Raw genomic sequence first — 13361 nt, 5'->3', positions numbered from 1 at the left:
TGACCAACATGGTCGAGGATGTCCGGACCCAGCTGGGAGAGAAGAAGATCGCCTTCTCCGGCCTGGCGGTGGTGGGCGGCGCGGTGGTGCTCCGGATCACCGACCCGAACGATATCCCTGCGGCGACCCGCCAGCTTCGTCAGAACATCGGGTCTGAACTGGCCGGGGTGGCCGGCGGTCGGGACGTGACGGTGACGACCGAAGCTGATCAGCGCCTGCAACTGGCTTTCGTGCCCGAGGCGTTCGCCGCCGAGGCCGCCAAGGCGGTGGAACAATCGCAGGAGATCATCCGCCGACGGATCGATGAACTGGGCACCCGCGAACCCAGCATCACGCGCCAGGGTCTGAACCGGATCGTGGTGGCGGCGCCCGGCGAGAGCGACCCGGAGAAACTGAAGTCCATTCTTGGCCAGACGGCGAAACTGACCTTCCACCTGGTCGATGAGACTGCGGACATCAATCAGGCCGTGGCCGGGCGTGTTCCTCCTGGTTCCATGCTGATCCCGGGCGATGATTTCCAGCCCTACTACGTGGTCAAGCGCCGGGCCCTGGTGACGGGGGAGATGCTGACCGACGCCCAGGCCGGTTTCGACCAGCAGCGCGGCGGCTCCATCGTGAATTTCCGTTTCAACGGCAACGGCGCGCGCCGCTTTGGTGACGCCACCACCGACAACGTGGGCCGGCGCTTCGCCATCGTCCTCGACAACAAGGTGGTTTCGGCCCCCAACATCAACGAGCCAATCACCGGCGGTTCGGGCCAGATCAGCGGCAACTTCACGACCGAAAGCGCCAATAACCTGGCCATCCTGCTACGCGCCGGCGCCCTGCCGACGCGCCTGAATGTCGAGGAGCAACGCACGGTCGGCGCCGAGCTGGGCGCTGACGCCATCGCGGCCGGCAAGATCTCCACCATCGTCGGCTTCGTGGCGATCATGGTCTTCATGCTGCTGTCCTACGGGCTGTTGTTTGGCGGCATCTCGGTGGCGGCGCTTCTGGTCAACGGCCTGTTGATCTTCGCGGCCATGAGCATCACCCAGGCCACCCTGACGCTGCCCGGCATTGCGGGTCTGATCCTGACCCTGGCTGTGGCCGTGGACGCCAACGTGCTGATCTATGAACGGATGCGTGACGAGGTCCGCGCAGGGCGCAGCGTTGTGATGGCCATGGACGCCGGCTTCTCCAAGGCCATGAGCACGATCATCGACGCCAACCTCACCACTCTGCTTGCTGCATTGATGATGTTCCAGTTCGGCGCCGGGCCGGTGAAGGGTTTTGCCTGGACGCTTTCAATCGGCGTTCTCACTTCGGTGTTCTCCGCCGTCCTCATTACCCAGGTGCTCCTGGCCTGGTGGTTCCGAACCGCCCGTCCCAAGACCCTGCCGATCGCGTAAGGCGAGAGATGAAAATGTGGCCCCTGATCAAGCTTCTGCCGGTCAAGACGAACTTCCAGTTCGTCAAGTTCGCCCGGTTCGCCGCCATCCTTTCGGCCATCGCTGTCGTGGCCGCGCTGACCCGGGGTTTGTTGCCCTTTGAGCCGCCTTGCGGCGGCCTGAACTGCGGCATCGACTTCAAGGGCGGTACGGTGCTGGAACTGACGACTGCGCCCAAGGCGGTGAACCTCGGTGCGCTGCGCGCCTCTGTGGATCGCCTCAATCTGGGCGATGTCCAGGTACAGGCCTTCGGGTCGCCGACAGAGGCGCTTGTGCGCTTTCAGACCCCCGCCGACGCCAATCCTGCTCAGACGGTCGACAAGGTCAAGGCGGCGGTCCGCGCGGCCCTGGGCGACGTCCGCTTTGAGCGAACCGATGTCGTTGGTCCCAAGGTTTCAGGTGAATTGTTTCAGGCCGGTCTGATGGCCCTGGTGCTGTCGATCGGCCTGATGCTGATCTACATCTGGTTCCGTTTTGAGCTCCAGTTCGGCGTCGGGGCCGTGGTCGCCCTGTTCCACGACGTGTTCCTGACGTTCGGGATGATCGCCTTTACCGGGCTGGAGTTCAGCCTGTCGACGGTAGCCGCGATTCTGACGGTGATCGGCTATTCCATGAACGACACGGTGGTGGTCTTCGACCGGCTGCGGGAGAACCTTCGCAAGTACAAGACCATGCCCCTGCGTGAGGTGATCGATCTGTCGATCAACGAGACGCTATCACGCACGGTGATCACCGGTCTGACGGCGCTGCTGGCGCTGGCAGGGCTGGCCATCTTTGGTGGGCCGACATTGTTCGGCATGTCGGTGGTGCTGATGTTCGGGATCGTGATCGGCACCTATTCCTCGATCTATGTGGCTGCGCCTGTGATCCTGCTCTGGGGCGTGAAGCGCGGTGACGCGCCCGCCGAGCCGATCAAGCCGGCCAAGTCCGCGATCGTCCAGCGCTAGGCCGGTGGCCCGCGACGCGCCCAGTATCGACGCCTACGGCGACGGCGGGTTCCGGTTGGCCGGAGCGCGCCACGATGGCTCGGTCCTGATCCTGCGGGACGAGGCAACGTTTTGGACCGTCAGCGACATGTCGGGCGTGACGCTGGACGCGCTGGCGCCCGTGCTGTCTGCGGGCGCGGGTGAGGTGGAGTTCGTGCTGCTGGGCACAGGCATGCGCAATGCGCTGCCGTCCCGCGAGGTGCGTGACGGCCTGCGACTGGCGGGCATAGGGCTGGAGTTCATGGATACCCCGACGGCCGCCCGGATCTATAATCTGTTGACCTCTGAAGGGCGTCGGATCGCTGCGGCGCTGATTGCTGTCTGATCCCTTTGGCGGGTCGCTTCCGCCCGGCTTCGAAACCGCCTATAGCTGAGGTCAGGGCAGGGACTCGAAAAGGGCACTCACATGGCAGGACTACTCGCCAATTTCCGTAACACGATGATCGTCAGCTTCCTGCTGTCGTTGATCCTGGTCGGCGGCTACGCGGCGCACAACGGCGGCCTGGACGCCACCTTCTGGACGGCGGCGTTCCGCTGGCTGCACACCTTCTTCGGCATCCTGTGGATCGGGCTGCTGTACTATTTCAACTTCGTGCAGATCCGGAAAATGCCGGAGATCCCGGCCGAGCTGAAGCCGGGCGTGACCAAGTACATCGCCCCTGAAGCCCTGTTCTGGTTCCGCTATGCGGCGCTCGCGACCTGGGTGATGGGCGTGATCCTGGCGATCAGCCGCGGCTACTTCGTGCAGGCTATGACGCTGGGCGCCATGGACGGCTTTGTCGTCCCGCAGCACACCTTCATCGGCGTGGGCATGTGGCTGGCGACGATCATGTTCTTCAACGTCTGGGTGTTCATCTGGCCGGCGCAGAAGATCGCGCTGGGTATCGTCGAGGGCGACGCCGACGCCAAGGCTGCGGCCGGTCGCAAGGCGATGCTGTTCTCGCGCACCAACACGCTGCTGTCGGTGCCGATGCTGGTGACCATGACCATGAACCAGACGATGTTCGGTTAGGATTCATCGGATATTTGCGAGCAGGCCCGTCATTATGGCGGGCCTTTTTCGTTGAGGACCCATGGACACCGCCGCCGAAGACCTCGACGACCTGATCCGGCGCGTGGATCCCGAGCGCTGGCTGTCCAGCCGGTTCATCGCCGACGAGGCGGCGCGGACCGATGTGATCGCCCTCTATGCCTTTGACCATGAACTGGCGCGGGCGCCGCGGGTGGCGTCCAACCCGCTGCTTGGCGAAATCCGCCTGACCTGGTGGCGCGAGATGCTGGATGAGGCATTCGAGGGCCGCACCGTGCGCCGCCATCCGACCGCCCAGGCGCTGGCGGCCGTGATCGCCCGGCGGGGACTGGCGCGAGGTCCGTTGGAAGCGATGATCGACGCGCGCTACCGCGAACTGGATTTGGCACCGATGACCCCCCTGGAGGGACTCGATTGGGCGCGCGACTGCGGCGGCCAGACGGCGTCGCTGGCGGTGGAGATTCTTGACCCGACGTCGGCTTCCGAAATGGCGCTGGCGGCGGGTTCGGCGTGGGCGCTGAGCCGCAAGGTGACCGATACGCCGGAACTGACGTCCGTGTTCGAGCAGACCCTGGCGACGGCCCGGACCGCCGTACGGCATCTGAGCGCCCCGGCGTTTCCGGCGGTGGCGCACCTGGTGCTGGCTTCAGGACCCGCGAAGTCTGAAGTCGCCAAGCGGATGCGACTGACGATCGCGGTCGCTCTGGGGCGGATCTGAGCCGTTCGCTCTGGGTGCGTCGCTCATGCGTCGTCGTTCAGGGCGGTACTGTCCCTTCGCCCCTTGTGGGAGAAGGTGGCCTCGCGGAGCGAGGTCGGATGAGGGGTCGCGCTGCGATTGCTCCAGCAGACCAGCAGGGTCTCCGGATAGGGTGATCAACCCCTCATCCGTCAGGCTTCGCCTGCCACCTTCTCCCGCAAGGGGAGAAGGGGTTTTACCCAACTATTGGATATATTGAGGTTTTCTGCGTCTCAAATGCTATCCGCCATGGGACTTTAGGCTATCCCGCCCACGTCGCCAGGTCCGCCAAAGCCCTGTCGCCCATCATGCGCTTCTTGATCCGGGTTTTTTCCTTTGCGCCGAGCCGGTTGCCCTCGGCATCACGCTTTGGCGGTTCCATGGGGGGCAGCAGGCCGTAGTTGATGTTCATCGGCTGGAAGCTGGCCTTTGCGCCAGTCAGATGGCCGCCGGTGATGTGGCCCACCAGGCCGCCCAGGGCGGTGGTCGGCGGCGGCGGCGTGATCGGCTGGCCCTGACGCTCCGCCGCAGCGAACCGCCCGGCCAGCAGACCCACCGCGGCGCTCTCCACATAGCCTTCCACACCAGTGACCTGGCCAGCGAAGCGCAGGCGCGGGTCAACCTTCAGGCGCAGGGTTTCGTCCAGCAGGCGCGGGCTGTTGATGAAAGTGTTGCGATGCAGGCCGCCCAACCGGGCGAAGACCGCCTTCTCCAGCCCCGGGATCATCCGGAAGATGTCGGTCTGGGCGCTGTGCTTCAGCTTGGTCTGGAAGCCGACCATGTTCCACAGCGTACCGAGTGCGTTGTCCTGGCGTAGTTGCACCACGGCCCAGGCCTTGGTCTGCGGGTCATGTTCGTTGGTCAGGCCGACGGGCTTCATGGGGCCGTGGCGAAGGGTCTCGCGGCCACGCTCGGCCATGACTTCGATGGGCAGGCAGCCGTCGAAGTAGGGGACATGCTCCCAATCCTTGAACTCCGACTTGGGTCCGGCCAGCAGGGCGTCGATGAAGGCCTCGTACTGGTCCTTGTCCATGGGACAGTTGATGTAGGCGGCGGCGTCTCCGCCAGGGCCTTCCTTGTCATAACGCGACTGGCGCCAGGCCACGCCCATGTCGACGCTGTCCAGGTTCACGATGGGCGCGATGGCGTCAAAGAAGGATAACTGGCCCTCGCCGGTCAGTTCCAGGATGGCGGCGGACAGCGCCGGAGAGGTGAGGGGGCCGGTGGCCAGGATCACGCTGTCCCAGTCGACGGGAGGCAGACCCGCCACTTCCTCCCGGGCGATGGTGATCAGGGGGTGGGCTTCAAGGCGGGCGGTCACGGCTTGCGCAAAGCCGTCGCGGTCCACGGCCAGCGCGCCGCCGGCGGGCACTTGGTGCGCATCGCCGCAGGACATGATGATCGAGCCCAGGGCGCGCATCTCTGCGTGCAGCAGGCCGACCGCATTGCCGGTCCAGTCGTCAGCGCGGAACGAATTTGAGCAGACCAGTTCGGCCAGGTGGTCAGTCTGGTGAGCGTCAGTGCCGCGCACCGGGCGCATCTCGTGCAGGATAACCGGAACACCGGCCTCCGCAGCTTGCCAGGTGGCTTCGGATCCGGCGAGCCCGCCGCCAACGACGTGTATGGGTTTGATCGACATGCGTGGCTAACTAGCAACGAACGCGAAGGATCGCGAGCGGGGCCTTGCGGGTGTTGACCCGCGCAAGGCAAGGTTTTCCTCGAAGGGGCGGGCCGAGTCGTTTGGGGCCGCAGAATGAGATGTCACGATTTTCGCCGAGCAATGCCGCGCTTGAGGGGTTCCGTCTAATCCGGAGTCATCCAGGCGTAATGCTTGCATGGAGTGCGGTCTATTTCGGCGGCATCCTGCTGATCGGCCTGACCATGATGGCACTGTTGGGTCCGCAGTTCATCGGCCTGGCGCAGAAGGGCCAGCTACTGAACGGCGATCCGGCGGCGTTGGGCGACATGCTGGCCCAGTCATGGCCGGCGTTCATCCTGGTGCTGGGGATGACGGCGCTGCTGATGTCGCTGATCGCGGCCGGGGTGATGCGTCTGGTACTGCGTCCCGCTGAACCGGGGTTCGCCCATCTGCACCTGAGCCATGACGAATTGCGCCTGACGCTCGCCAATCTGGCATGCGTTGGAATTTATGCGGTGTCCGGGATCGTGGGCGTGGTGTTCTCGACTGGTGCGGCCCAGAGCGGCACAGTCGGAGTGTTCATCACTGCAGCGATTACCTTGGGCTTCGCTGTCTGGATCGGCGTGCGGCTATGCCTGCTGTTGCCGATGGTCTTCGTCGATGGTCGTATCGCGTTCCGCAAGGCTTGGACAGAGACCAAGGGCCGCTTCTGGCCGCTGCTGGGGATGATCAGCCTGGCAGTGGTGTTTTATGTCGCGCTCTATGTCGGCTTCAGCTTAATCAGCGTGCTGGTCGTGAAGCTTTCGGGCGGCCAGGCGGCGATCCAGGACATTTCGCGCCTGACCCCGGTTTCGGCGATCGCCGCCGTAATCACTCTGATCATGCAGTTCTTGCTACAGGTGCTGCAGATCGTGATGATCTATGCGCCGTTCGCGGTGGCCCAGCGCGAGGTGGACAGGCTGGACGCTGACCCAGCCTATGCTGCGCCCGACCTGCGCCCGGCCGAGTACGGCATCCACCCGTTCTTCGCCACCTATGACGAGGCGTTCTCCAGCTGGTCTGGCGCGATCAGCGCCTTGTATCACTGGTCGGCTTTGGGGTATTGGTTCCTGAGCTTCATGGTCCTTGTGGTGTTCGGGGCGGGGCTGGTGATCGCGGTGAGCCTGTTCGGCGATCCTTCTGCGGCGGCCGGCGCCGAGGTGCTTGGCCTATTCGCCCTGACCATCCCGCTCAACCTTATGCTACTGCTGTCCACCGCCAAGCGAGGCCGTAGCGCGGGAATACCGGGTTGGCTGACCGCAGTGCTGCTGCCGTTTCTACCGTTGGTCGCCCTGATCTACGCCTTCCTCCCCGTACGGGCCGCCGCTCAGGCCTGAGCACTGGGCCGCGCCGTGACCCGGGCGTGCCAGGCTTTCACATTCGGGAAATCGTCGCCGACCGGCAGGCCGATCCAGTCGGCGAAGTCGATGGTGCAAAGCGCGCAGATGTCAGCCATCGTATAGGTCTCGCTGGCGATGAACGGCTTTTCGGCCAACTCACGATCCAGCCACTTCAGACTGCCTTGGTAATTCGCGCGGTTCGACTCGCCGAAGTCCCTGAACTGCGTCAGCAGCGCCGCGGTGCGGGGGTGGGCATGGCGCCAGAACATGCCGACGGGGTTCATCAGCACGAACTCGACCCGGCGGATCCACATGTCGACCTGGGCGCGTTCCAGCGGCGTCGTGCCGAACAGGGCGCCGCCGGGGTTGGTTTCATCCAGATACCGGCAGATGGCGACGGTCTCCGAGATCGCCGTCCCGTCGTCGAGCACCAGGGTGGGGATCTGGCCCAGCGAGTTTCTGGCCCGATGCTCGTCGCTCTTGTGTTCGCGCTTCATCATGTTGACGAGCGTCTCTGGCAGGTCGAGCCCCTTCTCAGCGATGAAGATACGCACGCGGCGGGGGTTCGGGGCGGGGTTGGGCGCGCCATAGAGGATCAAGGGTCGTCTCCTGCAGGTTTGGTGCGGACGCTATTGGGAACGCCGTGGCGTGGGAAGGGTCTTGGAGTGTCAGGCCGATCTGAACCGGGCGCGGTGAATGGCGTTGTCGAACGCCGGGGTGCAAATACAAGGTCGACTTGCCGCGACGGTCAGTGAAATCTGCAGGCGTGCGAGAGCGGGGAAAAACATGAAGCGTATCCTGGCGCGTCTGAAGCCGGCGTGGCGCTGGATCGCGCGGGTTTGCACGCCTTCTGAGGCAGCCTGGGCGGGCGCGACCTGGGGGTTGATCGGCTTCTGGGTGTTCATCTTCCTCTCGTTCCTGCTCCACGATGTCCTGCCTGACTTCGCAGTGGGCAAGGTGGCCGGACTGGCGGCGATGGTGGGCGCGCTGGTGCTGGCCGGGCTAGGCGCGCTGCTGGCGCTCCTGGTGCTGAATCTGTTGCGGCCCGGCTATCGACTGGGCCTGGCGTTGGCCCTGCCGCTGACCGTCATGATTCTGATCAACGTCTGGGACAACAAGGGGGCGGCCATCGCCTCGGCCCTCCTGATCGTGGGGGTCAGCTTGATCGCGGGAGCCGGGACGGCCCTGGTGCGGCGCGGACGGGCAGGGCGGCCCTATGGATCTGTGGTGTTCCTGGGCCTGGGTCTGGCAGCCATCGCGACGCTGGTCGTCGGCATGGCGCGGACGCCGAAGGAGCCCAATCCGATACTGGCCAACTATCAGCTGTCCGGCGTGACGCTCGATCTGCCCGACCCGGGGCGTCCCGGCCCGTACAAGGTGCGCTACATGACCTACGGGGGCGGGGCTGATCGTCATCGTCCCGAATATGCCGGCAAGGCGAAATGGCGTTCCCGGTCGGTCGATGGTTCGAAGCTCGACAAGGAGTGGGACGGACCCGTCGGCTGGTTCCGCACGCTCTACTGGGGTTTTGATCCGAAACGCTTCCCGGTGCAGGGCCGGGTCTGGGCGCCGGACGGGCCAGGGCCATTCCCGCTGGTGCTGATCGTGCACGGCAATCACGCGATGGAGGACTTCTCCGACGCCGGCTATGCCTACCTGGGTGAGTTGCTGGCCAGCCAGGGCTTCATTCTGGTCTCGGTGGACGAGAACTTCCTGAACTCCTCGCTCAGCGATATGGTCGATCCGATCGACAGCCGACCGTCAAAGGAGAACGATGCGCGCGGCTGGATGCTGCTGGAGCATCTGGTGCAGTGGCGGGGCTGGAACGCCGATCCGGCCCATCCGCTCTACGGCAAGGTCGACATGAACCGGATCGGCCTGATGGGTCACTCGCGCGGCGGCGAGGCGGTCGCGGTGGCTGCAGCGTTCAACAAGCTGGATCACTATCCGGACGACGCCACCCAGGCCTTCAACTATGGCTTCAATATCGGCGCGGTGGTGGCCATTGCGCCGGTGGACGGCCAGTACCGCCCGCGTGACCGCCCGACGCCGCTGAAGGATGTGAACTACTTCGTCATCCACGGCAGCCTGGATGGGGATGTCACCTCGTTCATGGGCTCGTCGCAGTTTTCTCGCGACCAGCTCTCAGGTGAGGTTCCGGCCTTCAAGGCCCAGCTCTACGTGAAGGACGCGAACCACGGCCAGTTCAACACCGGTTGGGGCCGAGATGACATGGGGCTGCCCTGGCCGGTGCTGGACAAGCGATCGATCCTGGACCCTGAGGCGCAGCGTCAGATCGCCCGGGTCTATTTCTCCGCCTTCCTGCAAACCACCCTGATGGGGCGCGAGGGCTACAGGCCGCTGTTCGCAGATCCCCGCCGGGGCGCGGCATGGCTGCCGAAGGGCTATCTCGCGGCTGACTATGCCGACGGTGCGACGGTCTGGGCGGCGACATTCGAGGAGGACGGCAATCCGGGATCGGCCACCTCGCCCGGCGCGCAGATCACGGGCAGGAACCTCTCCGTATGGCGGGAGGCTGACGTCGGCCTGAAGGTGCGGCCGCTGGACAGCCAGGTGGCCCAGATCGGCTGGGATGATCGCGTGTCCAAGGCGACGGCCAGCTATGCCATCGACCTCGGTCTGGCGGCCGATGCGGCCGGGCCCGGTGCGGCCCTGGTGTTCAGCGCCGCCGATGCGGGGATTTCGAGCCTGCCGGACGGGTTCAAGCCGCCCAAGTCGAAAGCCAAGCCGCCCAAGGCAGGGCCGCTGGACTGGACGATTGTGCTGGAGGACGTGAACGGCGTGGAAGCCCGCGTGCCGCTCTCCCGCGATCAGGTGCTCTATCCCCAGATCAAGGGTCAGACGCGCCGCTTCCCTGAGATCGACGATGGCAAGATGGCGGAGGTGGTTATGCGTCGCTACCGACTGCCGCTGGCTGAGTTCGCGGCCGCTAATCCGAAGCTGGATCTGGCCCGGCTCAAGACGGTGCGGTTCGACTTCGACCGGTCAAGGCGGGGCGCCATTGCCCTGGACAATGTGGGTGTGGCGCCGGGCGGCAGCTAGAGCGAGACAGCTTGAAGTGGATACCGGTTCAAACGCCTGTCGCGCTCTAAACGTATGAAAACGAGCCTGTTTATCCGTTTCAGATGGTTCCATCTGAAACGGACCGGCTCTAGGCCCCGACCAACTGCTTCTTCCGCGCGCCGCTCCGTTCCCGGTGCCGTTCCAGCAGTTCGGCCAGGTACTTGCCCGTCCAGCTTCTCGGATTGGCCGCCACGTCCTCGGGTGAGCCGAACGCCACGATCTCGCCGCCGCCGTCGCCGCCCTCCGGGCCGAAGTCCAGGATCCAGTCTGCGGTCTTCACGACGTCGAGATTGTGCTCGATGACCACCACGGTGTTGCCCTGATCGGCCAGCTCGTGGAGCACTTCCAGCAGCTTCCGGGTGTCCTCGAAGTGCAGGCCTGTGGTGGGTTCGTCGAGGATGTAGAGGGTCTTGCCCGTGGCGCGCCGCGAGAGTTCCTTGCTGAGTTTCACGCGCTGGGCCTCGCCGCCTGACAGCGTGGTCGAGGACTGGCCCACCTTCACATATCCCAGGCCGACCCGCTTCAGCGTCAGCATCTTCTCGCGCAGCACCGGCACGGCCTTGAAGAACTCTGCAGCCTCCTCGACCATCATGTCCAGCACGTCGGCGATGGACTTGCCCTTGAACAGGACCTCGAGCGTCTCGCGGTTGTAGCGTTTGCCGTGGCAGACATCGCAGGTGACGTAGACGTCGGGCAGGAAGTGCATTTCGATCTTGATCAGCCCGTCGCCCTGGCAGGCCTCACAGCGCCCGCCCTTGACGTTGAAGCTGAACCGGCCCGGGCCGTAGCCGCGCGCCTTGGATTCCGGCAGCCCGCAGAACCAGTCGCGGATCGGCTGGAAGGCGCCGGTATAGGTGGCCGGGTTTGACCGGGGGGTGCGGCCGATGGGCGACTGGTCGATGTCGATGACCTTGTCGAAGTTTTCCAGCCCCTCGATCCGCTGATGCGGGGCGGGCGCGTCCGAGGCGTTGTGCAGACGCCGCGCGGCGGCCTTGTAGAGGGTTTCGATGGTGAAGGTGGACTTGCCGCCGCCGGAGACGCCGGTGATGCAGGTGAGCGTGCCCACCGGGATCTCGCCGGTGACGTTCTTCAGGTTGTTGCCGGTGGCGCCGACGACGCGCAGCTTCTTGCTGGTGATCGGCCGGCGGTCTTCGGGAACCGCGATTTCGCGCACGCCCGATAGATACTGGCCGGTGATGCTGCGCGGTTCGGCCATGATGTCGGCGGCGGTGCCCTGGGCGATCACCTCGCCGCCATGGACGCCGGCTGCGGGGCCCATGTCGATCACATAGTCGGCGGTCAGGATCGCTTCCTCGTCGTGCTCGACGACGAGGACGGAGTTGCCGAGATCGCGCAGGCCCTTGAGGCTGATCAATAGGCGGGCGTTGTCGCGCTGGTGCAGGCCGATGGAGGGCTCGTCCAGCACATAGAGCACGCCCGTCAGGCCCGAGCCGATCTGGCTGGCCAGGCGGATACGCTGGCTCTCACCGCCGGACAGCGTGCCGGAATTGCGACTGAGGTTCAGGTAGTCCAGCCCCACATTGACCAGGAACCGCAGGCGATCGTTGATCTCCTTCAGAATCCGGCGGCCGATCTCCATCTGCTTGTCGGTGAGCTTCGTCTCGAGATCCTCGAACCAGGCCTGGGCCTTCCGGATCGCCAGCCTGGAGACCATGCCGATGTGCTCGCCGGCGATCTTAACCGCCAGGCTCTCGGGCTTCAGACGATAGCCCTCACAGGCGAGGCACGGGGTCTCGGACTGGTAGCGACCCAGTTCTTCCCGAACCCAGGCGCTGTCCGTCTCGCGCCAGCGGCGCTCCAGGTTGGGCAGCACGCCTTCGAAGGTCTTGTTGACCTCATATTTCCGGGCGTTGTCGTCATAGATGAAGCGGATCTTTTCGGAGCCGGAGCCATAGAGCACCACGTTTTTCGCAGTCTCGGGCAGCTTCCAGAACGGCTCGTCCATCGAGAAGTCGTAGTGGCGGCTCAAGGCCTGCAGGGTCTGGGTGTAGAGTGGCGAGGGGCCCTTGGCCCAGGGGGCGACGGCGCCCTTGTGCAGGCTCTTGTCCTTGTCGGGGATCACCATGTCGGCGTCGAAGGCCAGCTTGGCGCCCAGGCCGTCGCAAACCGGGCACGCGCCGTAGGGATTGTTGAATGAGAACAGCCGGGGTTCGATCTCGCTGATCGTGAATCCGGAGACCGGGCAGGCGAACTTCTCGGAGAACAGCAGGCGTTGGGGCATCGTCTCGCCCTCGGCCAGGTCGGCCCATTCCGCCACGGCGATCCCGTCCGCCAGCCGCAGGGCGGTTTCGAGGCTGTCAGCGTAGCGGGTTTCCTGGCCAGGCTTGGTGACGATCCGGTCCACGACGATATCGATGTCGTGCTTGAACTTCTTGTCGAGGACCGGTGCGTCTTCGATCAGCATCAGTTCGCCATTGACCTTGACCCGCTGGAAGCCGGCCTTCTGCCACTCGGCGAACTCCTTGCGGTACTCGCCCTTGCGGCCGCGGACGACAGGCGCCAGCAGGTTGAGGCGCGTGCCATCGGGCAGGGCGTTCAGCTTGTCGACCATCATCGAGACGGTCTGGCTCTCGATCGGCAGGCCGGTGGCCGGCGAATAGGGAACGCCCACCCGCGCCCACAGCAGGCGCATGTAGTCGTGGATTTCGGTGACCGTGCCCACCGTGGAGCGGGGATTTCGGCTGGTGGTCTTCTGCTCGATGGAAATGGCGGGTGAGAGGCCTTCGATGAGGTCCACGTCGGGCTTGCTCATCAGCTCCAGGAACTGGCGGGCATAGGCCGACAGGCTTTCGACGTATCGCCGCTGGCCCTCGGCGTAGATGGTGTCGAAGGCCAGCGAGCTCTTGCCCGACCCTGACATCCCGGTCAGCACGACCAGCTCACCGCGCGGGATGTCGACGTTGACGTTCTTCAGATTGTGCTCGCGCGCGCCGCGCACGCGGATCTGGTTATGCAGGTCGGCCATACTGTCCCGGGTCCAGGTAGAGCCCGCGAAAACGTCATCTCTGCGGGCAAACATTGTAGTCGGTGAGACTCAGGGATAACACGGGAACGGA

The 13361-nt window shown here is 64.9% G+C and carries 10 protein-coding genes; 7 read left to right on the top strand and 3 right to left on the bottom strand.

What is annotated here, in order from left to right:
* The 5 genes from secD to ACIQ3B_RS16335 form a co-directional block, all read left to right on the top strand.
* Positions 1-1391 (top strand): protein translocase subunit SecD (gene secD / locus ACIQ3B_RS16355; RefSeq protein ID WP_397404446.1); only part of this gene is annotated, 1391 nt, incomplete at its 5' end.
* A 14-nt stretch (positions 1392-1405) separates the two neighbouring features.
* Positions 1406-2377 carry a protein translocase subunit SecF gene (gene secF / locus ACIQ3B_RS16350; RefSeq protein ID WP_397404444.1) on the top strand — a complete coding sequence of 324 codons (972 nt, stop codon included), beginning with the start codon at positions 1406-1408 and terminating at the stop codon, positions 2375-2377.
* Positions 2378-2381: 4 nt separating this feature from the next.
* Positions 2382-2741: an Mth938-like domain-containing protein gene (locus ACIQ3B_RS16345; protein ID WP_397404442.1), complete on the top strand. Its 360-nt coding sequence runs from the start codon at positions 2382-2384 to the stop codon at positions 2739-2741.
* Positions 2742-2822: 81 nt separating this feature from the next.
* Positions 2823-3428: a urate hydroxylase PuuD gene (locus tag ACIQ3B_RS16340; RefSeq protein ID WP_397404441.1), complete on the top strand. Its 606-nt coding sequence runs from the start codon at positions 2823-2825 to the stop codon at positions 3426-3428.
* A gap of 61 nt (positions 3429-3489) precedes the next feature.
* On the top strand, positions 3490-4164 hold the full coding sequence (locus ACIQ3B_RS16335; RefSeq protein ID WP_397404439.1) for a squalene/phytoene synthase family protein: 675 nt from the start codon (positions 3490-3492) through the stop codon (positions 4162-4164).
* Positions 4165-4444: 280 nt separating this feature from the next.
* Here the strand turns inward: ACIQ3B_RS16335 and trmFO are convergent, their stop codons facing one another.
* Positions 4445-5821 carry a methylenetetrahydrofolate--tRNA-(uracil(54)-C(5))-methyltransferase (FADH(2)-oxidizing) TrmFO gene (trmFO, locus tag ACIQ3B_RS16330; protein ID WP_397404437.1) on the bottom strand — a complete coding sequence of 459 codons (1377 nt, stop codon included), beginning with the start codon at positions 5819-5821 and terminating at the stop codon, positions 4445-4447.
* Positions 5822-6009: 188 nt separating this feature from the next.
* Between trmFO and ACIQ3B_RS16325 the strand changes: the two genes are divergently transcribed.
* Positions 6010-7197, top strand: a complete 1188-nt coding sequence (locus tag ACIQ3B_RS16325; RefSeq protein WP_397404435.1) for a hypothetical protein — start codon at positions 6010-6012, stop codon at positions 7195-7197.
* On the opposite strand, the gene ACIQ3B_RS16320 is transcribed toward ACIQ3B_RS16325, so the two are convergent.
* On the bottom strand, positions 7188-7799 hold the full coding sequence (locus tag ACIQ3B_RS16320) for a glutathione S-transferase family protein (protein ID WP_397404433.1): 612 nt from the start codon (positions 7797-7799) through the stop codon (positions 7188-7190). The two genes, ACIQ3B_RS16325 and ACIQ3B_RS16320, sit on opposite strands and share 10 nt — an antisense overlap.
* Positions 7800-7986: 187 nt before the next feature.
* Here ACIQ3B_RS16320 and ACIQ3B_RS16315 point away from each other — a divergent pair, with 187 nt between their 5' ends.
* Positions 7987-10263, top strand: coding sequence for an alpha/beta hydrolase family protein (locus ACIQ3B_RS16315; protein ID WP_397404431.1), 2277 nt, complete (start codon positions 7987-7989; stop codon positions 10261-10263).
* Positions 10264-10372: 109 nt separating this feature from the next.
* Here the strand turns inward: ACIQ3B_RS16315 and uvrA are convergent, their stop codons facing one another.
* Positions 10373-13270, bottom strand: a complete 2898-nt coding sequence (gene uvrA / locus ACIQ3B_RS16310; protein WP_397404429.1) for an excinuclease ABC subunit UvrA — start codon at positions 13268-13270, stop codon at positions 10373-10375.
* Positions 13271-13361: the final 91 nt, after the last annotated feature.

It is taken from the genome of Phenylobacterium sp., from assembly GCF_044358365.1.
Lineage (GTDB): Bacteria > Pseudomonadota > Alphaproteobacteria > Caulobacterales > Caulobacteraceae > Phenylobacterium.
This window is presented reverse-complemented; position numbering and strand designations above follow the sequence as displayed.

Bases quoted from the DNA above. Each gene is read 5' to 3' on its own strand.
- ACIQ3B_RS16340 (WP_397404441.1), top strand. From the start codon at position 2,823: ATGGCAGGACTACTCGCCAATTTCCGTAACACGATGATCGTCAGCTTC.
- secF (WP_397404444.1), top strand. From the start codon at position 1,406: ATGTGGCCCCTGATCAAGCTTCTGCCGGTCAAGACGAACTTCCAGTTC.
- ACIQ3B_RS16335 (WP_397404439.1), top strand. From the start codon at position 3,490: ATGGACACCGCCGCCGAAGACCTCGACGACCTGATCCGGCGCGTGGAT.
- ACIQ3B_RS16315 (WP_397404431.1), top strand. From the start codon at position 7,987: ATGAAGCGTATCCTGGCGCGTCTGAAGCCGGCGTGGCGCTGGATCGCG.
- ACIQ3B_RS16325 (WP_397404435.1), top strand. From the start codon at position 6,010: ATGCTTGCATGGAGTGCGGTCTATTTCGGCGGCATCCTGCTGATCGGC.
- uvrA (WP_397404429.1), bottom strand. From the start codon at position 13,270: ATGGCCGACCTGCATAACCAGATCCGCGTGCGCGGCGCGCGCGAGCAC.
- trmFO (WP_397404437.1), bottom strand. From the start codon at position 5,821: ATGTCGATCAAACCCATACACGTCGTTGGCGGCGGGCTCGCCGGATCC.